Origin of the sequence: Prevotella sp. lc2012, assembly GCF_900107065.1 — a bacterium.
Classification (GTDB): Bacteria; Bacteroidota; Bacteroidia; order Bacteroidales; family Bacteroidaceae; genus Prevotella.
This window is the reverse complement of sequence record NZ_FNUF01000002.1, coordinates 196,370-220,763: the sequence shown is the minus strand read 5'-3', so window position 1 is coordinate 220,763 and position 24,394 is coordinate 196,370. Positions and strand designations below refer to the sequence as shown.

The following is a 24,394-nucleotide window of genomic DNA, read 5'->3' as shown; positions in this document are numbered from 1 at the left end:
GTTTTTTAGGTTTATTGATGTTATTGTTATACATATTGTGCGTTATTTGTTCACTTTCCACTCCAGGATACCACCGGAGTTGCCGGGCTGGAGCTTAACGAGGATCTTGAGGCCTGTGGTCTTCACAGGACGGAAGTCGACACTGTTATAACAGTCCTTGCTCACGGTATAGGGCGTGTGATCGCAAACCTCCTGCCACTGACCGTCGGCATCCTTGTAGTAGAGGGCCCACGACTCTGGTGTGCGGAAGTTTCCGTCGTAGTGGTCGAAGTCGAGCCAGTAGACCTGTACGTTGGAAACCTCGTACTCCTGATCGAACTGGTAGGAGATAGCCTCAGTAGTACCTTGTTTCAGCCACCAGTAGTGATAGGGCTTGGAGGTGTCGCTACTACGCTTCGGCTCCCATTGGTCGTTCACACCGCTGGCCCAGTTGTCGGTGGGAGCAGTCTCTGGGGCATCGTTCTGGATGGGGCCGCGGTTTGAGAAGGTCTGTGCTTTTGAGGCGATGGTGGGGAGAGGTGTGGCGACAGCCATGGCCGGTGTGTTGGCCACCCAGATCTCCATCTGTTGCGGACCGCGGTTGTTCCATGTCGAGTAGGGGATGGCACGGAACGTCACATCTTTGACCGTACCGTCCTGTTGGAGTTCGTTGGCAGTGCCGTCAAGGACCACCACCCCGTTCAGGAGATCGCGCTCGAAGTGTGCCTGGATGTCGGCAGAGTTAAGGATATATTTATTGAACACCTTGCCGTCGGCCTGATCTGATCCTTCGAGGCAATAGACGATAGGACCGCGTTCCAAGGCCACCTTGTCACGGTCGTCTTCGGCATTGTCGTTGGCTGCGATACGACGTACTTCCATCGGGAAATTCAGCTCGATGACATCGCCTTTCTTCCAGGAACGGGTGATGGTGATATAATCACGGTTTTCTGGATAGAGACTTTGTCCGTTGACGCTGACGCTGTAGGTCTTTGCTTTATCCAAGTATGTGTAAAGAGAATTGTTGGTCGGCGACTGCTTCAGCCAAGAGGGGACGCGGAGCTTCATGGCGAACTTACCGCCACCCTTCGTCACCTTGATGCGGATCTTTCCGTCCCAGGGGTAGTCGGTGGTCTGCTCTAATTCTACATGGCCGATCTTCGCCTTGCCCTGGGCATAGAGGTTGACAAAGATGTCCTTGCCTTGGCGCGCATAGATATAACCTGGCACAGAGGCGATGAAGCGGGTGATATTACCCGGACAACAGGCGCAGCCGAACCATTTCTGACGCTCGTGCTCTCCGTCGCTCTCTAGTACGTTGTCGTAGAAGAACCTGTCGCCACTGAGCGAGACACCACTCAACACATTATTATATAATGCACGCTCGCAGATATCGATATACTTCGATTCGCCTGTGGCAAGGAACATACGATAGTTCCAGTATACGTTGGCGATAGCGGCGCAGGTCTCACAATAGGCGGTATGGTTGTTAAGCTCGTAGTCGGGACCGAAGCCTTCACCCTGTGGACGTGAGCCGATACCGCCGGTGATAAAGAGCTTTTTGCTCGACATGTTCTCCCAGATACGTTCCAAGGCCTCGAAATAAGCCTTGTCGCCCGTCAGGGCAGCTACGTCGGCTACACCGCTGTACAGATAACCGGCACGTACGGCGTGTCCCACGATCTCTTGCTGTTGTAGGATCGGCATGTGATCTTGGGAATACTCACTGGGACGGTGACCGTCGGTGCAACGGCCTGTCTCCTCGACAAAATACTTGGCACCATCGAGGTATTTCTTGTTGCCTGTCACCTTGTAGAGCTTGCAAAGTGCCATTTCTATGATGGGGTGACCACCGGGACGATGAATCTGTCCCTCGTTCGGACCGAAGGTCTTACATACGAGATCGGCATTCTTGATGGCGATGTTCAGGAAAGTCTTCTTACCTGTAGCGCGGTAGTGGGCCACTGCACTCTCGATAAGATGCCCGCTGTTATAGAGCTCATGTGAGTTGATCTTCTCCCAACGATGAGTACCCCACCAGCCACTCAGGCGCGTACATTTATTAATGACACAGGTAGTCAGGTAACCGTCGGGCTCCTGAGCCTGTGCGATGATGTTGATGACGGAGTCGAGGTAGTGGTCGAGTGCGGCATCGTAGTGAACGGCGAGAGAGTAACTGGCTCCCTCAATCACCTTATAGGGGTCGGTGTCATCGAAAGAGAAGTCGCCCCGATGCTCTCCTTGGATAAGGCCGGCGGCTATGGCGAAGTTGTCGAAGCGTCCGTTCACCTCGCACTCATGGAAGGCGGAAGGGATGCTGACCGTACGGTTGATCTCGATGCGGGGCATCCAGAAGTCGTCGTTGAGGTGTACTTGTGTAAAGGACACCTCCTGAATGGGAGCCACAGACTGCGACTTCTGAGTTGCACTCGCCGTGAGTGTCAGAGCGGTCACACCTATGAACAATACTGCTCTCTTTTTCATAAACGTCTTTTGTTGGTCTTGGTTATATTATCTGTTTATAGTTTTAAATCATGCCGCAAAATAATAAAAAAAGATGGGAATAGAATGTCAATATCGTCCAAGAAGATACAAAAATCGTCCAGCCCCGCATCAAAATAACGAATTTAGACGATTTTACCATTGAGATTAGACGATTCTTTTATCAGGTCTCGAGGAAAGTGGTTATCTTTGCACTCATAAAGGAAAAACAATAGATAAGAAGATGAAAAGACTCATGACGATCGGGCTGGCAGCGGTGATGGTATTGCCAATGGCAGCGGTGGGGAAACAGTATCAAACGAACGGCTATCCAATTAGTCCGGTACCGTTTACGAATGTAAAGGTCGCTCCTGGCACATTCTGGGGACAGCGACTTGAGGCCAGTCGTAAGGTGACTATCCCTCTTGCCTTCTCCAAGTGTGAGGAGACGGGGCGTTATACGAATTTCTCGAATGCCGCCCGACATCTGAAGAATCCTTCGGAAGTATTTAAGGTGGGTGGATTGGCATTTGATGATACTGATCCTTACAAGACCATCGAGGGTGCCAGTTACATTCTGCAGACGTATCCAGACCGGAAGCTGGTGGCCTATATCGACTCTGTGCTTGATATCATCGCCTCTGCCCAAGAGCCCGACGGTTACTTGTATACCTCACGTACGCAGAATCCTCAACAGCCTCATGAGTGGGCCGGTGATAAGCGGTGGAGTATGGAGGAGGATCTGAGTCATGAGTTGTATAATCTCGGTCATATGGTAGAAGGAGCCATCGCTCATTATCAGGCCACTGGCAGTAGGAAGTTCCTCGACATCGCCATCCGCTATGCCGACTGCGTGTGTCGAGAGGTGGGACCGAATCCTGGTCAGGCTTGTGTGGTGCCCGGTCATCAGATTGCGGAGATGGCACTGGCCAAACTCTATCTGGTGACAGGTGATAAGAAATACCTGGATGAGGCGAAGTTCTTCCTTGACCACCGTGGGAAGACGACAATCGTGCATGATTACTCGCAGGCGCATAAGCCTGTGGTTGAGCAGGACGAGGCTGTGGGGCATGCCGTACGTGCCGCTTATATGTATGCCGGTATGGCTGATGTGGCAGCACTGACGGGCGATAAAGACTATATCAATGCCATCGATGCCATCTGGGATAATATCGTGTCGAAGAAACTCTATATTACCGGCGGTATCGGTGCGACTTCGAATGGTGAGGCTTTCGGTGCCAACTATGAACTGCCGAACATGAGTGCCTACTGTGAGACTTGTGCCGCCATTGGCAACGTGTATGTGAACTACCGTCTCTTCCTATTGCATGGCGAGTCGAAGTATTACGATGTACTTGAGCGTACCTTATATAATGGTCTGATCAGTGGCGTCAGCCTTCAAGGCGACGGATTCTTCTATCCGAACCCTCTGGAGTCAATGGGACAGCACCAGCGTCAGGCATGGTTCGGCTGTGCCTGTTGCCCGAGTAATATCTGTCGGTTTATCCCGTCGTTGCCGGGCTATGTCTATGCGGTGAAGGACAGGGATGTCTATGTGAACCTCTTCCTCTCGAATAAAAGTACACTTGCCGTGGCAGGGAAGAATGTGACTTTAAGTCAGACGACAGACTATCCGTGGAATGGCGATGTCGCTGTGACGGTCGATCAGAATACCGTCGGATCATTCGCTCTGAAGATCCGCATCCCCGGTTGGGTGCGTAATCAGGTGGTCCCCTCTAATCTTTACCAGTATACCGACGGTAAAAGACTCGGGTATCGTGTGACTGTTAATGGTACGACAGTAGCAGATGCACAACTTACCTCCGATGGTTATTACACCATCAACCGTAAGTGGAAGAAGGGCGACCGTGTACAGATACATTTCGATATGGAGCCGCGTACCGTAAGAGCAAACAACAAGGTTGAAGCCGACCGGGGGATGATTGCTGTGGAGCGCGGTCCGTTGGTGTACTGTGCCGAACATCCCGATAATCACTTCGATATCATGGGTGCACTTGTAAACCAGGAACCACAGTTCACTGTTGGAAAGGGTGAGGTTGCCGGAACCACGATCCTGACGCTCACGACCGACGCGCAGTTGCTTAATTTCAATAGACAGGGACGTTTGGAGACAACCGACCAGGCGCTGACACTGATTCCTTATTATGCGTGGTGCCATCGTGGTAGTGGTAAGATGCGTGTGTGGTTGCCGCAGGATCTGAAGGCCACAAACCCGTCATTGCCAGCCACCCTTGCCTCGGAGAGTAAGGTAGGAAGTTCATGTAGCGTACCAGCCATTTCCAGTATTAATGATCGTTTGGTACCGAAGGATGAAAACGACCGTAGTGTGCCGTATACTCATTGGTGGCCGAAGAAAGACTGTACCGAATGGCTTAGTTATGAGTTCCCGGAAGAGGCTACCGTGCAGAGCGCTACCGTCTATTGGTATGATGACGGTCCTTGGGGCGGCTGTCGCGTGCCTCAATCATGGCGTATCCTCTATCAGGATGCCCAAGGTGACTGGATACCTGTCGGCGGTGCCGATGGTTATCCTACAGAGAAAGGTTCTGCTTGTACTGTGAATTTCAATCCAGTGAAGACTAAAGCACTGCGACTCGAAGTGACACTGCCGGCAGATAATGCGACAGGTCTCTTCGAGTGGTCAGTGCGATAGGTTAAGGTTTGATATTAAAAGTTGTCGGCATATAGTATTTTGCCATTAACGATGACGGCAAAACTATCGGCAGTCGTGTTCTCTGAAGAGACAATCAGTGCAGAGGACGCTTCTACGGAAACGTAGTTCTCAAACTTGACCAGACAACCGTTCTTATAATATTCTATTTCCACAAGCTCAAGATCCTTGTTGGGAAGTATAATGGCTCCGCCATTTCTGAAGTTGTCGACTGTAATGGCCGGCCTACGCGGGGCACGGTGAGGTCGGGGAACGTAGTCTGTACCTGCAGGATCAGTTGAATCATCATATGGCGGAATATCTGCATAGATGTTCATTGTCATCGCCAATCCAAAGGCGATGGTAAAAAGTTTTTTTAGTTTCATAAATCAATATAGTTTTTAGGGTTTATAATTCTCTGCTGCAAAGATAATCATTTCTTATCTAAAACAAGCAGGTTTTTTTATATCTTCCATGGAGTTGCAGTAGTTATATAATTAAAGGGTTGATGATGAGCCGATTGCGTTATGTGCAACATGTTTGTTTTGCGGAAAATGAGACACCACAGACGGCTTATGATACTTGGGTTTTCTCATTTTTGGACTTGATGCGTGATTTGATGGAGCGGATAGCACTTTTTCCGATGCCAAAAATATACTCGATGTCTTCTTCGCTCTTGCCCATATTCGTTAGGATCAAGTACAACTTGTATCTTGGCGAGAGACTATGGTATTCGGTTTCCAGTGTAACGCCGAAGGGAATGTCGATGAGACTATAGTAGTCTATCATATTAATATAGTCCTGCTTGGTCCAGGTAATGATGCTCTGGCCTTCGCGGACATGCTCGTAAAGCTCTTTTCCTTTTTTGAGTGCCTCCGACTGTTTCTCTTGCAGGATATTGATGCTTGTCATGAGTTCTCCCTCCTGCTTGGCAGTATTGTCGTCTGCGTCTTGAAGATTCTTGAGTTTACTGCTGTAGGTCTCAATCAGCATTTGTCGCTGAATCATATCTTTTTTATTCTTCAGATATTGATAGCGATGGTAGAAGAGGATGGACAGGATGCCAACAATAACCAGAATAAGAAGCGTCATAATCATGTGGATATAATCGGCCTGTTTCTTCTCCTTATAGAGCATGTCGTATCGCATCTGTATCTGGCTTAAATCTTGTTTAATATCATATCGATCTTGTTCTATTGATCTCCTTTTCAGTAATAAGCTGCATGCTTCCTCATATTCTTTGTCCTCCATGTAGAGTTTGGTGAGTCTGCTGATGATATAGTTGACGTCTTTGCCGTTACTATGTACTAATGCACTGTCCAGCAGATTTTTGGCAGTCTGTCGGTTGCCGTTGTTCTTAATCTCAATATCCGCCAAGACGGCATAGGCACTGGAATTATTCTCTAAAGCGATAGCCTTATACAGGTATTCTTTTGCCATTTCTGGATTGTGTAAGGATTGGACCATGCCAATACTGGTGTAAATGCCTGCTATGGTCTCCTTGTCCAGATATTTCTCGTATGGGGGAACCTTTTTAATATAGTAGAGGGCGCTGTCGTTCATCCTCTTCTGAAAATAGGTTGTTGCGATATAGTCAATCGCATAGACATACCAGTTGTAGTTTTTCGTTTGGACAGCCTGAGTCATCGCTTTCTTAGCATATTGGAGACCAAGGTCATATAGTCCTGCAGAACAATAAATAGAACTCAACAACTCGGTAATCTTATGCTGTTGCTTTATATCTCCATCTTTTTGAGCCAGTTGTTCGGCCTGCTTCAGGTTTTCAATGGCTATCTCGGTTATGCCATTCTCAAATTTCAGCGCTCCTCTGTAAAAATAAGCCTCAGCCAGTTTGTTCCGATCGTCGGCTTTGCTGAAATAATTGATACTATATTCAATACCGTCAAAGGACTGCATCTTTTGGTATGATCTATAACGTATGGTGGCCTCATACAGATAGTAGAGAGCTTTCTCTTTGTCACTAAGGTTGTCTATATGAAGAAGGTCAAAGCAGGCGCTGGCCTCCATGACGGAATCATTTTGCAGATAATAGGCGACATCGTCCAGAATCTTCTGATTCTGGTTCTTGCAGCCGATAAGTAAAAGGTTAAATAATATGAATATTAATATGCCAGTTTTTCCTCGCATTTGCTCAATTTTTCGGGCAAAGATAATACTTTTGTACGTGAATCCCAAATAAAAGTGCATATATGAGGGATATTAATGTGTTAAAAAAGCATAAAAACAACCAATCGCACATCCATAATCGTCTTATGGACATGTGACAGTTTAAGGTTACCTATAGGTCGTACATACCAGCCTATGGCTGGATTTATTCTAGTCTAAGACATTTCGGTGCAGCAGATATCGGAGAGGTCCGATAAGTCTTTCTGCCACACTGAGGTCTTCTGTAATAATCTCACCGACACCAGACAGGTCGCCTGTCTTCTTGATGTGTCTGCCGTATGAGGTAACTGTGCCATCCTTCACCTCGAAGGTCGCTGTATAAGCGTTCTCGTCGGGCATGGTGGCAACGGAAACGACTTTTCCTGTTAGGAAACCGTATTCCAGATAGGGGTAGCCGTCTAACTGGATATTGATGCGTTGGCCCGGTTTGACTTTTCCGGAGCCTGCCACAGGAATCTTAGCCTTGCCTATGGTCGTGTTCTCTTTGTTGCTGACAACAGAGAAAGCCTTGTCGCCGGCGGTAATGTTCTGATTGGCTTTCCAAAGGTTATTGTATGAGACAATACCAGCGATGGGACTCTGGAGAAGATAGACTTGCTTCCATTCCCGGATGGCAGTCCGTGTGCTCTCCCATGCAGACTGTAGGGTTGTCTCTAATTGCCGTTTTTCCTGTTCCTTCTGCATCTTGAGTTCTGAGATGGTATTCCGGATCTGGGCGACTTGTATCTTGGCATTGGCCAGAGAAGAGCGCATTTGTTCTGTCGACATACTGCTGCTGAGCAATCCTTGCTCTGTTGACTCCAGATCGGAGGCGGAGGTCAGTCCCTTGTCGTGCAAACTTTTTTCACGCTGGTAATTCCCTTTGCTTAACGAGTTGATGCGTTGACTATAGTCCACTTGCTTGGATACGGATTCGAGGTAGTCGGCATAGGGGCGTAGCTGAGCTTCTTCTGCGGCAATACGCTGGTCGTAGAGGTTATTGTTCACAAAACTGTTGTAGTCTGTGATGGCTCTAGCAAGAGTGGTATATGTGCTTTGGATACTGCCAAGATGTGCGTCGTCAAGACTGATATTGATGCAGCCCCCTTTTTCCCATGATATGGTAGACAAAAGAGAGTCAAGAGTCAGTACATCCCGGGTGTTGGCCGGATTCTCTATGACAGCGATTACATCGTTCGTCTTGACCCTTTGGCCATCTGTGACATAGAGCTCCTGCAGTCTACCTGATGCTTTTGCAACAACCCAGACGGGAGGTTCGGTCTTTGTGATGGTTACCGCACACGAGATAGTGTCGGGGTATTTGAAGATAAAGCAGCCGATAAGCAGTATCAACAAAATACCGCCAATCACTGATGAGCCCGCACTCAGCAATGTGTGAGGGGGAGCAGACAGAATATCCTGTACCTCCTCACTCCGGATAATGCTCTCTTTCTTTTCTTTCGGCATATACTTATATATTTAGTTGGTTCTTTACGAGTGTGTAGTAAAGCCCCTTCTTGTCAATTAATGTTTCGTGATTACCTTGCTCGCAGATCTTACCGTCCTGTAGTACCACGATGTTATCCGCATCGCGAACGGTACTCAGACGATGGGCGATAATGATAGCCGTCCTGCCCTGTATGAAACGGTTGAGGTTCTCCATGATCTGATGCTCGTTGTTTGTGTCAAGTGAGTTTGTGGCCTCATCCATGAAGATAAACTCCGGATTCTTGTAGACGGCACGTGCGATCAAGATTCGTTGTTTCTGTCCCATACTTAGTCCGTGTCCCTCAGCTCCGATCTTGGTGTTATAACCCAAAGGTAACTCCTCTATGAAGTCTTTGATATTGGCTGTGGCAGCTGCCTCTCGCATTCTGTCTTCATCGATTCTCTCCTCTCCGGGTGCGATGTTTCGAGCAATGGAATCGGAGAAAATGAATCCATCCTGCATGACCGAACCGCATTGCTTTCGCCATTCCCGTTTGTCGTAGTTCTCAATGTCGGAGTTGCCGATAATCACCTTACCCTTGTCAGGCTTATAGAACCCAAGGATCATTTTCAACAAGGTGGTCTTACCACTCCCGCTGAGCCCAACGATGGCGGTTGTCTTACCACGAGGGATCGTCAGGTTGATGTCGTCGAGTGTTGGTTTCTCATTCAGTTTGTCATATCTGAATGTCAGGTGTTCAATCCTAATGTCGGTATTGTGAATATCTGTGATAAGAGTCTTTTCCAAGGGGCGCTCATCATCTTTCGTGTAGATATCCTGTAAACGGTCCAAACTCAGTTTGGCATCCTGATACTGGCGGGCAAAACCGATCAGTTGGTCGACAGGACTGTTCAACTGGCCGATGATATACTGGATGGCGAGCATCATACCGAGCGTAATCTCACCTTGTATCACCAACGCAGCCACAAAGGCAGTGATGATGGCATTCTTGAGTTGATTGATGAGAATACCACCCGACAACTGATATTGTGACAGAGCTAGTCCTTTCACTGTAATCTTATAGATTCTTGCTTGAATATGCTCCCATTCCCAGCGCTTCTGTTGCTCGCATGCATTCAGTTTAATTTCCTGCATGCCGCTGACCAACTGCACCATGCTACTCTGGTTGGCGGCATTCTGGGTGAACATCTTATGGTCGAGTACTGCCCTCCGTTTCATGAACAGCCATACCCATGCCACATAAAGGGCACTGCCAACAAAGAATATCAAGAATATTATCCAGCTATAGAAAAGGATGACCACTCCAAAGATAATGACGTTGACAACCGAGAAGAGGGTTGACAGACTGGTGTTGGTCAGGAACTGCTGGATACGTGTGTGGTCGTTAATGCGTTGCAGGATATCACCGGTCATCTTTGTGTCAAAGTAGGCAATCGGCAAGCGCATCAGCTTGGCTAGGTAATCGGAAAGCAAAGAGATGTTGACCCTGGTGCCGATATGCAACAGGATCCATCCTCGGATAAACTCGACCGATGTGCTACTGATGACGAGCATCATCTGTGCAATCAGTACAAGGTAGATATAGCTCAGATTCTGGTTCGTGATACCAAAATCAACGATAGATTGCGTGAGAAACGGCAGGAGTAGCTGTATCAGCGACCCCGTGCCGAGTCCGATAAATAGTTGAATAATTAGTTTTTTGTATGGTCGAAGATACTCGAACAGGAACAAGAAGCTCCGTCGGTTCTTATTGATATCGTCTTCATCAGAACGGTTATAGAAATCGGGTGTAGGCTCCAAGCACAAGGCGATGCCTTCGTCTTCCCCGTCATTCCTACTGCTTAACCAGCATCTCTTGAACTCCTCTTCTGTGAATGTGACCTTGCTGCCGGCAGGGTCTGCCACATAAAACAAAGCACCTTGTTTAGTCTTTTCAATCTTGTAAAGTACCACGAAATGGTTCTGATTCCAGTGGATGATACAAGGTAGGGGCACATCCTCTTTCAGTTGGGAGGTTGAAATGCGCAGTCCTATGGTGTGCATTCCGATTTTCTCAGCGGCCTCGCTGATGCCAAGCATGGATACCCCTAGGCGTGAGATGAAACAGTTCTCTCGGAGGTATTGTGCAGAGTATTGTTTACCATAATAGGCAGCGACCATCCGAAGGCTGGTCGGACCGCAGTCCATGGCGTCGTGCTGGATATAGAGTGGGAATTCTTTTTTTCTCATTGTTTAATTAGACATTTCGGGGCTGTCTTGTATAGTGACTCGAATGACGATACAGGAGGACAGATTACCCGGTAAACGCATATGTCGCCATCATATCCAATTATTCTTCTTAGTTCTTAGATGGAAACTTATTGTAATTGCACTGCAAACTTAATAAAAAAGTGTAAGAAAACAAAGAAAAAGCGTTGCAAAATGACAGAAAACACATCGTATGCTCTTTGCTGACTAATGTGTTGTCAAACAACTGGTCGCGTGTTCCGCAACGTTGTTGTGGGGTTTGTGATGACGAAAATGCGGCGTCTTTTCCCATAATCTCTTTTAATTAAAGCTAATGGCATTGGTCATGATATCATAACCAACACCATTAGCGGTTAAGGTTTGGTTGTTGTTTCAACGTTTATGGTCTATTAGTCATTGCTTATGCCCCCATCTTTTTGTACCTAATTATGAAGACATGTGTTGGATGTGACCTCTTTCAAATGACCGTGCCGATAAATCGGCGACGGTCATTAAATAGTTTTATGTTACCTACTCTTTAAAGCTTTTCGGTTTCTGCTCCTGTTTTCCAGTTAGGTCTGGATATAATCAAGTTGATATATATCTTGAAGTACGCTGCAAATTTAGGGAAATTAATAAAGCGAAGCAAGTAAATGACGTTGCAAAAGCGGGGTTGTGTAGCTATGTGCATTTTTGAGTATAACATGCAATATAGCAGAGGATTGCAGAATGTGCAACGGTATTGCAAGTTCGTCCTATAGGATAAAAAACAGAAGATGCCGCGTCATCACGACGCAGCACCTTCAAAATACCAAAACAATGTGTCTAATTACTAATTACTATAAAAAACTAACTTAAATAGTCTTATACTTTATTCTTCTGCTCTCCTTGGTAAGCACAGGGAGAGGTCGATTACATGGGTACTTGGCGCACACCAAAATCCTTTCGTGATTTGTCGTTGATGATCCGACTGGCCTTGTGACTATCGAACCGAGTTGGACTAATGATGAAGTCGGGCACGTTGAAGGACAGGAAGCGTTCGCGATAAAAGCGACGCGGATTTCGCTGTGGTAGCATGAATGCCTTACTGATAATCCCTTTGGCATCAACGTGACAGAAATAGAGGCGTGTAAAGAGTCCGTCGTCGCGGCGGGAACTAAACACGATCCAGCGAGAATTTGTACTCCAGTTATGAAATGATTCTGTATCTTCAGAGTTTGCCTCGGCCATGGGGCGACTCTGTCCTGTGGAGAGATCGAGTAGATAGAGATCAGCCTCATGGTGCCAGATGCTGAACTGTCCATAGTCAGCGAGCGTATAGCAAAGGAAACGTCCATCGTAGGAGGGACGAGGGAAGGATACCGACTTACGCTGAGTCTTGGCATCGACAATGGTGTCTATACGACTACCAAACTTGCCCGTTGTTGGGTCGAAGTCAATGCGACAGAGATTATAGTGAATCGAGTCAAGTTGATGACTTCCCTCATGGAGCGCCTGTGCCGCACAGAAGAAGAGTGAACGTCCGTCGGACGAGAATACGGGGAAGGTCTCATAGACCGAATCTTGCTTGAGAAGGGGTGAAAGCAACAACTCGTTTTTGTCGACATCATAGACTTGAAGGTCAGAAGCGGTATCAAAGACCTCGATACGGTTGTGGTTGGCACTATGGAATAACTGACTCGTGGCATTGGTCGAGTATGCTATATAGCGACCCGAGGGATGCCAGTAGGGATAGACACAGAAACCGAGCGTCTGATCGGTCTTGGTGTTGTAGGCCGTGATAGGACCGTTGTTCTGTCGTAGCAGCGTGGCACCATGCGGACCACGGACGTGAAGGCTCATATCGGCGGGATTGCCGCGATTGAAGCTATGGCAGTTGACACAGCCCTCGAACTGGGTGTTTTCAATTAGCGGTCGCTCATCGAAAGAGGAGAGGTCGCGTTCGTAAATACCCATCTTGCTCCATACCTCATAGCCTGGTTCAATCAAGCGGTAGCAGATACCGTAGTCGATGCTATCTGGGCTAACGTAAATTGAAAAAGGATGGTAGGTGTGCCAGCCATCAGCATATTTGGCAGAAACAGTCACGCTGAGCGAGTCGCCACGGTTTTGTCCGAGTAGCGTATGCCAGTCGTCAAGGTCGAAGTTTACAGATTCTTCGCCTTGGCTATGCAGATAGTGCCCGTGGTGGTCTGCAATGACAGCATCAATACACAATGCCATCTCATCTACCATGTTAAAGCAGAGAGGAGCGATATTCACGGGTATGGTGACACCGATATAGTCGGGATATATATGAGGTTGTTCAGCCTCCTGCTTTGCATCGCTGACGGTTTCTGTGCATGCAGCGAACAAAAGAAGGAAGAAAAACGCGAATAGGCAAGAACAAAGTCGGCATGGTTCGAACTTTGTCGAGCGTGAGCGAGTTCGATGTGAAATGTCAAATATATATGAAATCTTCTTCATCGCTTTTGGGACATGATGTGGTTATAGCTTTCGTGATCACCCGTCAGCAGATAATAGGCCAGCAGATATTGATAGGCCATGCGATTATCTGTGTTCTTGGAATAGAGGCTCTCCAGCATCTCGGGGGTAACATGGTCACTGAAGTAGAAATCCTCCTCGTAGTTCGACTGACGTAGGCGTCCGTATTCGGGATGTTTGGCTATCGCCTTCTCATTCCCCAAAAGCGAAAGAGTCTCGTTAGCCCATTCGCGATAGAAAAGGGTTTTCTGTAGAGCCATGAGATATTTGCGAGCCACTTCGTAGTTCCCGTTGATGAGGTTGGTTTGAGCCAACCGCTTGTAGCATCGGGCACTTTTCTGGAAGTCGAGAATAGCTTCTTGAGCCTCGAACACCGTTCGCTGAGCGACATTGATCATCCCCAGATGATAGAATGCCTCGGCAGTTGGCATAGGACTGGTCGCATCTGTCTTTACATCGGGCAGAAGACCATGGATGCTGTTCTGGTTATATTCGAACATGTGGTCCAAGAGCATACCATGCATCGCCAGGGCAAGATTCTGTACCGTCACGCCAATCTGGTTGTTAGGTTTCTTGTCGTTGATGGTCTCAAGGATGCGGTTCCATTGCTGGTGACAGGCCATGAAGTCATATTGCATCACCTTTTCTGCTTTGAGATTGCTGTTTCTCCAGACGAGATACCCCATACTGACAGCTACCAGTAAAAAGGAACAAAGCGTTACTATCATGTGGCTTGAAGCGTTGGTCCACCGTTGGAATGCACGGACAATAAGCATGAGGAAGAAAACAGATAGGGTGGCAGCCCATAGTAGAACAGGAATCTCTGTCGGGTAGCGATGGTAATGTATGCCGAACCATAATTTAGTGGCAGGTACTGGGAGATAGTTTGACAGCATGACAAGCATGAAAGCCATCAGAATGAATACTCCGTAATACCTTATGGAACGCTTAGGGTGTGGGGCCTGCAGGAGGAAGAATATCACGCAGACAGGGCCCGCCATCCAATAGAGTACAGGAATGGCAGCAATAAGTAGGATGCGTCGCACCCTACCATTTAACTTTTCGACGCCCCAAGAAGCAAGAAGTGTGAGTAATACAGCCCAAGCTCCCCCCAGCAACGCATTCTCGTCAAGCAGGAATAGCCAGAGCAGGAACGACGGCACAAAACTCAAACCATAAAGTATCCCCTCGTTCGGCTCAGTCGTCATCCCCGTGTTGCGCATGCTTTCCTGTAGCTCTGGACTTGTCCGTGAATAGGCCAGGTGGAGCGTCAGGATCTGCACCAGCGACAGCAGAATAGCTATGATAAACGCTCCCACCCAGGCATAAAGGAAGAACTGTGTGCAGAAGCGACCCAGCAGATCGGCTATGCCACCTGGCAGCCTGACGATCTCCCAGATGTAGGTGCTGTCGAAGAGAAACAGCTGATACTGCTCCTGATAATGCAGATGGTGTGGGTAGGCCAGCCCGAAGAAAAGGAGGACTGCCACACCGAACAGGAGAGTGTATATAGAGAGGAGATGCTTCATTTATACTACTAATCAAAAACCCGACTGAACTCGTTGACACTGATTTTAACAGGTTCAACCATGAACTCCGGACGGTTATAGCTCTTCAGAAGGCTGGTATGCAGTTCTGGGTCTTCCTGAGGCAAAAGGAAGGCTTTCTCTACTTTCCCGTTGTTGAAATAGGCAAAATAGACACGGCTGTAGTTGTCATCGTCACGACGACTGGCACACATGATCCAATGCCCGTTGCTCGACCATGAGGGGTAACTGTCAGAATAGCCGTCGCTGTTTAGCTTCGAAAGATCGATAGCCGAAGAGGTCTCTCCGGTGAGGGCAATGCCAGCATACTGATCCATCGGGATACAGACAATGTCGGCATCATGGTGCCTGCTATGGAAACAGCCATACTGGCCCAAGGCAAACAGCAGATAGCGACCGTCGGGACTGATGCGTGGCAAGGTAACACTCTTGTCAGCGGAGGCGGCGTCGTAGACGAGTTCCTCATCGCCAAACTCGTGCGATGTCAGATCGAACGCACGGCGATAGAGGTTGTATTGTATCTTCGGGTAGGTGGATCTGATATCTTTGTCGCGTAACTCCTCAGGAAGCGGAACAGACTTGCAGTAATAGAGATATTTGCCGTCTGGCGACCATGTTGGATACACTTCCAAAAGGTCGGGGTCGTTGCTGACAATGCTCACAGAGTCGGTCTCCACATCGTAAAGAATCATGTCGCTGGCGAGATCGTAAACTTCAATCTTATTGGGGTTTAACGTATGGAATCCTTGCCGAGTCTGGTTGGTCGAAAAGGCTATCAACTTGGCCGTAGGGTGCCAAGCCGGATAGACACCCGAAGAGATGGTGTAGTCGCGCTTCAGATCTACTTTTGAGATCTTACCATCGTTTACAATCACAGTGCCACTATTGGAGAGACGCACATGGAAGAGCATGTTGTCGGTCTTGTAGTTTTGATAGCTGTGGCAATTGATGCACTGGCCTTTTTCCTTATCATTGCACGTAATCTCGTTATTGAAGATCTGTGTCTCTTCGAATGAAGTAAGGTTGCGCTGAGCTATCTCCATGAAACTCCAAGCGACATACGATGGCTCGATGAGGCGATACGATAAATAATCGTCGATGGGGTCTTTGGCGACATGAATTTCGAACGGACTGAACGATAGCCATTCGTCCTTTTTCTGTCCCCAAACCTCTACTTTTATGCTCTTACCCTTTGAGGCTTGAAGCATATCGTGCCATTCCGACTCGGGAATCTGTACTTTCACGCCACTGCCATAGGTCTGTTGCTGGCCATCGGGAGTAGTAAGACGTGCGATACATGCTTCGTACTCGCCAGCCGGGAGCATGAAGTTGAGTGGCGCAATATTGCATGGCACGGTGACATCGCAGTAATCGGGGAATATGGTTGGCTGGCACTTGACCTCTTTGGATGAGGAAGGTACTGCAGGGTGATTCACACACGATGATAAGAGTAGTACAGCAACAGCCAGAAACTGAAGATAAGAGTGAATATATCTTTTCATGATTTTCTTGGGTTTAATTACGTTTCCATTCCAGATAAACATATTAGTAAATCTTTCTTCCGAAGATGTTATACCACCAGTAGGTATCTCCCCATTCTTCGCGCATCATTTCTCCAGCCTCTTCAAATTTCATGCCAGGCTTTGCAAGTTTTTCTAAGGATCCCCAGAACTGTTTGTAGTGGTCGTATATAGATTGCTCTACAGGAAGTATCATGCGTTTTTCTTCAGGTGATTTGTCCATATACATGATATAAGCTTCTTGTGCATGTAAAGGGAATTTCTCATTCATGTGTAGCTTTACATAGTTGCGCATTGATGCCCAAAAGCGACGAGAGTCGCAGCGTAACATGGCATAGAGTAATGCTTGTTCTGAAGCCACTTTACTATCGGATTCGTACCATAGACTGATACCATTGACAATATAGCTATCGCTGTTCTCAACACCAGTAAGTTCATCAGGATAGCATTTTTGCAGTTCCTTTATCTTTTCAGTGACCGGAACTGGTTGCCAGTTGCTGTAAAACGGGTGATGATGCAATAGGGTAGTATAACGTTCTACTAGTTTCTGATCTCCGGTGGCCAGAGCACATCGGGAGAGCATTTTCAGGTAGAAAGGTGAAAAGCCTGCCTGTATGGCATTTTCAAAACTCAGACGGATGGCTTCATTCATCATGCCGTAGTTGTAATAGACTAGAGGCGAGGCGATGTCCAGAAGGCTGACGTGGAGCGAATCAGGGTTGGTGATATTCTCACCATCATTGCCTAATTTGAATGAACGGTCGAGTAAGCCGCCCTCGTTCATCAGGGCAATATTCTTGAGAAAGACCATCGTGCGGGTTGGCTTCTTGGTCTCTTCTGCCATGCGAAGAACCTCCTTCCAGTTGTCACCGGAAGCATAGCGCACCATGCGCATTTCATCAATATAGTTCCGATCATGGAACATGAGTGACGAAGTAAAGATGATGCCAGCAACAGCACACAACACAGGCGTGAGCTTCTTAGCCAAGAGGCGGCCACACAGCGGTATAAGTATAGAGATAGCGCCAAGTGCCCAGAATGGGATTGAGAGTCGCGCGCTACTGTCGAGTGGCGTTACGAAGCGAGGCATGCCTGCCAGCATGACATTGTCGAACTTGAGATTGGAATAGAACTGTGTGTGCCAAATGCTGGCGGTAAAGACAAGTAATACGATGCCAACCAACTCACGCCAGGTGGGTTTTTCGCTAAGCGCTAAACATAGTATGAATAGCAGGGCAAACCATCCAAGCACAGGATAGATGCAGAAAGCTAGCAGATACCAGACAATATGCCATTTACGTGGGGTACTGCGTGCTGCCCACAAGAACAGCAACATGATCAGATAACCTATCGACTGTGAGAACCAATAGCCCCTGATAGGGAGGATATAAATCCAATAGCCTAAATCGACAATTGACGTGAGCAGACAGGCTACAGGCAAGAGCATCAGCGCGGAGGCGCTTCCCTGTAACCGGAAAGCCTTGGCTCCCACATAGAAAATGAGCGTCCAAATAGCAACTAGCACACCAGCACCCAAGGCAGGATGGCAGAATAGTTGTGTAAACCATGCTCCCACATACTGTATCAGTCCAAAGGGCTTTTGCATGAGCGTGTGGAAGAAAGGGGTGCCGAAAAGGAATTCGGAACGGTCGTGTACCGTATAGAATACCTCTTGATTGATGTATAATATATATACAACAAATGAAATGAAAGCCAATAGACTTACATAGAGGATGGCACTAGATACATTGTTTTTTTTCATCATCTTTTTTGCTATAAAAGGCTGACTCAATTAAATGAGTCAGCCTATTATTAATTATACCACTTAGGAATGATTATTCCTCATAGTAAACTGAATTGATGGTACATGAACCAGAAACGATCATGAACTGAAGGTCTCTAGCTTCGCCACCGTTACCCTTAGCACAATGCTTTGCAATCTCTTCGGTGAGAGGAATCTCCAGCAAACCATTGGGAACTGGCATCGGGTGATCGTTGGTGTCATAATAGAAAGCACTCCACCAACCATTCATAATCTTCATTGTACAATCGTCACTAGCATCTGAGACATCCATGATAAGTGTCTTGAAGCCCCAATACACATCATCAGAAAGATATGGGAAATGCTGACCCTCGCTATCACTGAAACGCATAGCAGATGCATCCCAAGAACCAGGGCTGAATGGCTTCTGCTCTTCATTGGCAGGATCACCATAGATGTAGAACTTCTGGAGCGGATCAGTGATCTCATCACATGTTACAGGGAAATCAGCTGTAAGCTCGGTGCCATCAGGACAAAGAGCAAAAAGCTTGACGGTATATGAACCAAGCTTCATCTTCTTAGAAGCAAAGTTACTGGTATAATCTTTTCCACCAATATTCCACTTTGCATTGACTGGCGCTGAGGTCCAGCAAGAAATTACATTGCCGTTCTTGCCACTGGCAGCCTTGTCAACAGTGACACTGGTCTTTGCCAGAAGCTCGTCAACAGTGATGTGACCGCCATTGCTGATATCTTCCTGGACAGGATCGCAGGCTACAAGCGCACATACTGCGGCAAAAAGCATAAATATCTTTTTCATATTGATTACTTATTTAAAACATTAATAAAGTACTTTATATTGAGTCTTAGGATCAGAAGCATCCCAACCAGGATTCTGAGTAAGCTTACCATCCATGAGGTTAATCTGCTTCTGAGGCTTTGCAACGAAACCGTTGGTCGCAATGTAACGCTCTGCCCAAGAGCAGGTCATGTGCTCCATGGTGCGCTTGTTACCCTTCTGCCCAAGGCAGACAATCTGCTTACCCTTCTGAGCCTGCAGAGCCTTAGGAGCGTATGAACTCTCGGTAGGATTGTTACCAGTCCAACGACGCATATCGTTGAAGCGGATACCCTCGAAAGCGAATTCCCAACGACGCTCGTCCTGAACAGCCTTCAGTGAGTAAGCTGTCTCAGGTACACCGGCGCGCTTCTGAACCTGGTTCATATATTGAGCATCACCAGTGAGCTCGGTCAGCATCAGAAGAACGTCAGAATAGCGCATCAGGTAGAAGTCCTCGAAGTGGTCACCCTGCATCTTGTTGGCGAGTGAACTGCTGTTATAACCTTCACACTTGGACCACCATGTATCGTTGTTTGCTTCGCAAGCGTCAAGATTGACCTCGGCATACTTCTTAACAGAATAGCCAGACTCCTCACAGTCATCCTTCTCATAGGTGTATCCTACAAGTTCATTATCCAAGTCAATCAGAGATGCCTTCTTGCGGAGATCCTCGTAATTGCCAGCTTTCTCAGCTGCAGTCCAGTCGTCCCAGATATTACATGAAGGAGTACCCTGGCCCCAACCTTGGTTGAATGGATAAGTCAGATTACGGTCACCATTCTGGTTGCTGGCACCATTGCGCAGTCCCCAGAATACTGAGATGTAGTTTGAATACATACGCTGAGCGTTATATGCACCACCGATATCCCAGCTAGAGGCATTCATAAACTGGATCTGGAAGATTTCCTCGGTGTTGCCGTTACCCATACCAGGCATATCGAAGCAGTTCTCACGCTTCATATCCTTGATGAACGCATAAGCATGGCCTTCACCGTCCTGAGCCTCATCCCAGAGCAGACTGTTAGAGTACTGCCAGAGTGAACGGAAGTCCTCACAGAGCTTGTAACCACCATTGGCAACAACGTCCTTCAGGTAGTTGACAACGTCGGCCTGAGAAAGAGAAGCTGCGGTGCAACCCTCCTGTTCTACAAGACTGATAGCAGGAGCAGAGCCAGAAGCCAGTTCGCTGACATTCTTATAGAAACCTGCCCAGAACATATAGGCACGAGCAATGAAAGACTCGGCCACGAATTTGTTGGCATGACCAGAACTCTTCTCTGTGCTCATCAAGTTCATACCAGAAACCATGTCTGAAAGAATCTGTGGGTAGATGACCTCCTCGGCACTTACCTCTTGCTCCATCTCCTCAGTAACAGTAGTAGAGGTAATCAGGGGGACATCACCAAACAACTGGGTGAGCCAGAGGTTATAGAGACCGCGCATGAAGTATGCTTCGCCGAGAAGTTGATTACGTCGAGTCTTCTCATTCTCTTTCCAGGGCACGTTGTCAATGGTCTCAATTGTGTTGTTGGCACGTTGAATACCACCATAAAGAAGTTTGAAAGGCTCTTCATACTGATCGACGCTCATCTCTACAAGATGATGGAGCGACTTTACCTTGTTGTCCTGCAGACCACCGCTACCGAAGCAGTTGTCTGACATTACCTCCCACCAGAAGAAAGGATTCTGGTTATCAGAGTCGCCGCCACCCATTACATTCATAATGCTATAGGTCGCTGCATTCAAGGCCTCAACATCTGCAGGCTTACCAGGGAAGGTTGCCTGAGTCATCTCTGTCACACGTGGATCTGTGTCCAGCATGTCGTTACAAGATGTAAACACAGTTGCTGACAAAACAGCTAACGATGATATAATATATTTCTTCATAACTTGTTGTCGAATTAGAATTTAATACTTGCACCAACCAAGAAAGTACGAGCTGGTGGGTATAGACCGAGGTCAATACCAGATGCCCAGTCTGATACATAAGCCGCATTACCAGATGAACCTACTTCTGGGTCGAGACCGGTGTAACCGGTGAATGTGTAGAGGTTCTGAGCCTGGACGTAGAATCGGAGCTGCTGGAACGGACAAGACTTCCAGATGTTCTTGAAGTCATAACCGAATGTTACAGTCTTGATCTTGAAGTAGTCGGCATCCTCCATGTAACGGATAGAGTTCCAGATAGTGTTCGAGTGACCATTACCAGAAATACGCGGCAGGAAGTTTGATGTGCCCTCACCATGCCAACGATTCAGGATGGTTGTATCGTAGTTCTGGTCGGGGTCATCACCGTATGAACGGTAAGAACGCATGATCTGCATGCCAAATGCACCGGCACCGTTTACAGCGAAATCAAAGCCCTTGTAGCTCAGACCGAGGTTGACACCAAGAAGGAAATTTGGGTTAGGATCACCAATCTCATGACGGTCACAAATGTCACCTTCTGCATAGGTAATCTTGCCATCACCATTCCAGTCGTCCCAGATGCAGTCACCAGGCTGTGCACCATCCCATGTCGGTTTGTCAAGTCCTGGATGACGCTGAAGTGACTCTGCGTTAGCGGCATTAATCTGCTCTTGATTCTGCCAGATACCGCTGTATGACATACCGTAGAAGTAACCCATGGGGTGACCTTCCTCCACACGGGAGATGAACTCTGTTCCCTGAGAGAGCACATTGGCAGGACCATTGAAATATCCGACATTGTTATTGATCTTGGTTACCTCGTTCTTGTTGTATGCAAGGTTTACACCGACATTATAGCTGAAATCTTTGCCGAGCCTGTCATTCCAAGAGAGGGCGAGCTCAACACCAGTATTCTCAATTTGACCACCATTGATGGCTGCAGGAGGAGTTCCTAAGACGTACTTTCCAGTAGGTGTGACAAGCCAGTCCTTTGTCGACTTCTTATACCAGTCGAAGTTTACACCCAGACGGTTGTTGAGGAAGCGGGCATCGAAACCGAAGTCGAGCTGCTCAGAAGTCTCCCAAGTGAGGTTAGGATTGGGGGAGATGTTTGCATAAGCACCGACATTTGGTGTGCCGGCAACAGAAGAAGCCATGTCATTAGCGAATTTGTAACCACTATCGTTTGCTTTGCCAGACAAGGCAATTGTTGCAAGATGCATGTACTTGCCGACGCGGTTGTTACCATTCTGACCCCAAGATGCGCGGATTTTCAAGAAGTCTATCCAGCTCTTGGTACCCTCCATGAATTTCTCATTGGAAATTACCCAACCTGCAGATACAGACGGGAAGATACCCCAGCGCTTACCATCATTAAAGATACTTGAGCCATCATAACGCAAGGTCGCGGTGGCCATATAGGTCTCGTTGTAGTCCCAAGTAGCACGTCCGAACCAAGAAGCGAGATACTCTTCATCATCAGGTTTGCCAATCAGAGAAGAAGTAGGAGCACCACTGTCAAGTTTGATGTTGCTCAGCCATGCAGAATCCCAACCTCTCAGTGTTGCGAGCTGCTTGCCGTATTCCACCTGATTAGATCCCTCAATCCTGTTACTCCAAGCAGTGCTCTCGAAACTCTGACCTGCCATCACGCTGATCTTATGTCCATTCAGAATGGGGAGATCGTAAGTCAGAGTGTTTTCAATGGAGAAATGGCTGTTCATCCAACTGCTCTGGTTGACATTATAAGTGTTAACGATAGCAGAACCCTCTGCCGGAGCGCGTGGTATACCAAAGCCACGGTATGCGCCAGCTCCCCAGTTGTAGTTGAACTGAGAACGGAATCTCAGACCCTTGATAGGCTGAATGGTGATGAAAGCTGTGGCGCTGGCATTGAGGTTACGGCTCTCTGACATAGAGTTGAATCCACCCTTAGAGAGGTTCTCCCAGGGGTTGTTGAACATAGAAGGATTCCAACCTTGGCCATAAGAGGGGGTGCCGTCAGGGTTCTGATAAGCATAGATGTCACCGTTGTCAGCAAACTGCGGCATAAGTGGAGAAGTCTGAAGCAGGCTGTGGATATAGCTCCAATACATGCCATCTTCTGCCAAGGAATGATCCTTGGTGTAGCCGATAGAGATGTTCTCACCAATGGTGATGGCATCAAAATCCTTGGCCTTCAGAAGCACGTGGTCGCTATTGATACGGATGGTGTGGCGGTTGTAGTAAGAGGCTTTGTCGGCACCCATGATACCGTCATTACCAGTATAGGTGTAAGACATAGCGAACTTAGAACGATCTGTACCACCGGTCAAAGTTACAGAATGATTCTGCTGAATGGCATTCTTGTTGGTGAATACATCCCACCAGTCGGTGCCTTCCCAACCGCCTTTAACCTTGTCGAGAATTGCCTGTGGCACATAATCTGCCCAATTAAGTTTGGCACCTGACACATTGAAGTTGTACTCGTCATAGATGGTCATGTACTGCTGAGCATTGAGAAGCTGTGGGCGCTTGTAAACATTAGACCAACCCATAGCACCATTGTAGGTGAGCTCTACCTTGCCTGCCTTACCCTGCTTGGTTGTCACGAGGATCACACCGTTGGCAGCACGAGAACCGTAGATGGCAGCCGATGCAGCATCCTTCAGGACGTCGATGCTCTCGATGTCATTCGGGTTAATACCGTCAAGGTTACCTCCTGCGACACCATCAATCACGTAAAGAGGTTTTGAATCACCATTGGTACCGATACCACGGATGTAAACCTTGTAGCCCTTACCAGGCTGTGTAGATGACTGGGTGATCTGCACACCAGGCGTGCTTGACTGCATAGCCTCGAGTGCGTTGGTGGTGTTCAGTTTGGCGATGTCTTCACCTTTGACCTGAACGGTAGCACCAGTCACCAATTTTTTCTTCATTGTACCGTAACCTACGACAACCACTTCGTCAAGCAGAGCGTTGTCGTCCTTCAGTGTGATCTGGAAGTTGTCCTGATTGCCAACTTTGATCTCCTGAGTCTCGTAACCGACGTACGAAATGACGATCGTAGCGCCAGGCGTTACACTGAGAGTAAAGTTTCCGTCGAAATCGGTAATCACACCGTTTCCGGTCTTACCTTTTTCAACTACGCTAGCTCCGATAACGGGGCCCTGAGCGTCGACTACAGTACCTGTAATCTTCTTCGTTGCCTGCTGAATCTCCTGAGGAGCTCCTGCGGCGTAGGCATTCGAAGAGTAACCAAGACCAAACATAGCCATGGCACTCATCAGCAGCGCTGTCTTTCTAAATTTTCGATTCATACTTAAGTATTTTCAATATGTTAAATTGGTTTGTAATGAATACAAATAGGTTTTGAG

At 47.6% G+C, this 24,394-nt stretch carries 13 protein-coding genes; 1 reads left to right on the top strand and 12 read right to left on the bottom strand.

Features of this window, described 5'->3' with window-relative positions:
- Positions 1-42: 42 nt before the first annotated feature.
- Positions 43-2,463: a glycoside hydrolase family 127 protein gene (locus tag BLU99_RS04970; RefSeq protein ID WP_091900089.1), complete on the bottom strand. Its 2,421-nt coding sequence runs from the start codon at positions 2,461-2,463 to the stop codon at positions 43-45.
- Between the two features lie 241 nt (positions 2,464-2,704).
- On the opposite strand from BLU99_RS04970, the gene BLU99_RS04965 reads away from it, so the two are divergent.
- Complete coding sequence (locus tag BLU99_RS04965) at positions 2,705-5,134, top strand: glycoside hydrolase family 127 protein (RefSeq protein WP_091900088.1); 2,430 nt, start codon at positions 2,705-2,707, stop codon at positions 5,132-5,134.
- 14 nt (positions 5,135-5,148) lie between these two features.
- Here BLU99_RS04965 and BLU99_RS04960 read toward each other — a convergent pair whose 3' ends face one another.
- The 11 genes from BLU99_RS04960 to BLU99_RS04910 all read right to left on the bottom strand — a co-directional run bounded on the left by BLU99_RS04960 (position 5,149) and on the right by BLU99_RS04910 (position 24,337).
- On the bottom strand, positions 5,149-5,517 hold the full coding sequence (locus BLU99_RS04960) for a hypothetical protein (RefSeq protein ID WP_144006087.1): 369 nt from the start codon (positions 5,515-5,517) through the stop codon (positions 5,149-5,151).
- 187 nt (positions 5,518-5,704) lie between these two features.
- Entirely contained in the window at positions 5,705-7,279 is a 1,575-nt protein-coding gene (locus BLU99_RS04955; RefSeq protein ID WP_091900086.1) for a tetratricopeptide repeat protein, read from the bottom strand.
- A gap of 189 nt (positions 7,280-7,468) precedes the next feature.
- Positions 7,469-8,764: an HlyD family secretion protein gene (locus BLU99_RS04950; protein WP_091900085.1), complete on the bottom strand. Its 1,296-nt coding sequence runs from the start codon at positions 8,762-8,764 to the stop codon at positions 7,469-7,471.
- Between the two features lie 4 nt (positions 8,765-8,768).
- Complete coding sequence (locus BLU99_RS04945) at positions 8,769-10,976, bottom strand: peptidase domain-containing ABC transporter (protein ID WP_091900084.1); 2,208 nt, start codon at positions 10,974-10,976, stop codon at positions 8,769-8,771.
- Positions 10,977-11,885: 909 nt separating this feature from the next.
- Complete coding sequence (locus BLU99_RS04940) at positions 11,886-13,439, bottom strand: TolB family protein (RefSeq protein ID WP_091900083.1); 1,554 nt, start codon at positions 13,437-13,439, stop codon at positions 11,886-11,888.
- A complete protein-coding gene (locus BLU99_RS04935) occupies positions 13,436-14,986 on the bottom strand; it encodes a DUF6057 family protein (protein WP_091900082.1) in 1,551 nt (516 codons plus the stop codon). The genes BLU99_RS04940 and BLU99_RS04935 overlap by 4 nt, the downstream gene beginning before the upstream one ends.
- An 8-nt stretch (positions 14,987-14,994) precedes the next feature.
- Positions 14,995-16,506 (bottom strand): TolB family protein, encoded by a 1,512-nt coding sequence (locus tag BLU99_RS04930; RefSeq protein WP_176771048.1) that lies wholly within the window; start codon positions 16,504-16,506, stop codon positions 14,995-14,997.
- A gap of 43 nt (positions 16,507-16,549) precedes the next feature.
- Positions 16,550-18,289 carry a DUF6057 family protein gene (locus tag BLU99_RS04925; RefSeq protein ID WP_091900080.1) on the bottom strand — a complete coding sequence of 580 codons (1,740 nt, stop codon included), beginning with the start codon at positions 18,287-18,289 and terminating at the stop codon, positions 16,550-16,552.
- A gap of 70 nt (positions 18,290-18,359) precedes the next feature.
- Entirely contained in the window at positions 18,360-19,106 is a 747-nt protein-coding gene (locus tag BLU99_RS04920; RefSeq protein WP_091916911.1) for a hypothetical protein, read from the bottom strand.
- Positions 19,107-19,127: 21 nt separating this feature from the next.
- Positions 19,128-20,948 carry a RagB/SusD family nutrient uptake outer membrane protein gene (locus BLU99_RS04915; protein WP_176771047.1) on the bottom strand — a complete coding sequence of 607 codons (1,821 nt, stop codon included), beginning with the start codon at positions 20,946-20,948 and terminating at the stop codon, positions 19,128-19,130.
- A gap of 80 nt (positions 20,949-21,028) precedes the next feature.
- Positions 21,029-24,337, bottom strand: coding sequence for a SusC/RagA family TonB-linked outer membrane protein (locus BLU99_RS04910; protein WP_091900077.1), 3,309 nt, complete (start codon positions 24,335-24,337; stop codon positions 21,029-21,031).
- Positions 24,338-24,394 lie beyond the last annotated feature (57 nt).

Bases quoted from the DNA above. Each gene is read 5' to 3' on its own strand.
- BLU99_RS04940 (WP_091900083.1), bottom strand. From the start codon at position 13,439: ATGAAGAAGATTTCATATATATTTGACATTTCACATCGAACTCGCTCA.
- BLU99_RS04965 (WP_091900088.1), top strand. From the start codon at position 2,705: ATGAAAAGACTCATGACGATCGGGCTGGCAGCGGTGATGGTATTGCCA.
- BLU99_RS04945 (WP_091900084.1), bottom strand. From the start codon at position 10,976: ATGAGAAAAAAAGAATTCCCACTCTATATCCAGCACGACGCCATGGAC.
- BLU99_RS04925 (WP_091900080.1), bottom strand. From the start codon at position 18,289: ATGATGAAAAAAAACAATGTATCTAGTGCCATCCTCTATGTAAGTCTA.
- BLU99_RS04970 (WP_091900089.1), bottom strand. From the start codon at position 2,463: ATGAAAAAGAGAGCAGTATTGTTCATAGGTGTGACCGCTCTGACACTC.
- BLU99_RS04955 (WP_091900086.1), bottom strand. From the start codon at position 7,279: ATGCGAGGAAAAACTGGCATATTAATATTCATATTATTTAACCTTTTA.
- BLU99_RS04960 (WP_144006087.1), bottom strand. From the start codon at position 5,517: ATGAAACTAAAAAAACTTTTTACCATCGCCTTTGGATTGGCGATGACA.
- BLU99_RS04950 (WP_091900085.1), bottom strand. From the start codon at position 8,764: ATGCCGAAAGAAAAGAAAGAGAGCATTATCCGGAGTGAGGAGGTACAG.
- BLU99_RS04910 (WP_091900077.1), bottom strand. From the start codon at position 24,337: ATGAATCGAAAATTTAGAAAGACAGCGCTGCTGATGAGTGCCATGGCT.
- BLU99_RS04920 (WP_091916911.1), bottom strand. From the start codon at position 19,106: ATGAAAAAGATATTTATGCTTTTTGCCGCAGTATGTGCGCTTGTAGCC.
- BLU99_RS04935 (WP_091900082.1), bottom strand. From the start codon at position 14,986: ATGAAGCATCTCCTCTCTATATACACTCTCCTGTTCGGTGTGGCAGTC.
- BLU99_RS04930 (WP_176771048.1), bottom strand. From the start codon at position 16,506: ATGAAAAGATATATTCACTCTTATCTTCAGTTTCTGGCTGTTGCTGTA.
- BLU99_RS04915 (WP_176771047.1), bottom strand. From the start codon at position 20,948: ATGCTGGACACAGATCCACGTGTGACAGAGATGACTCAGGCAACCTTC.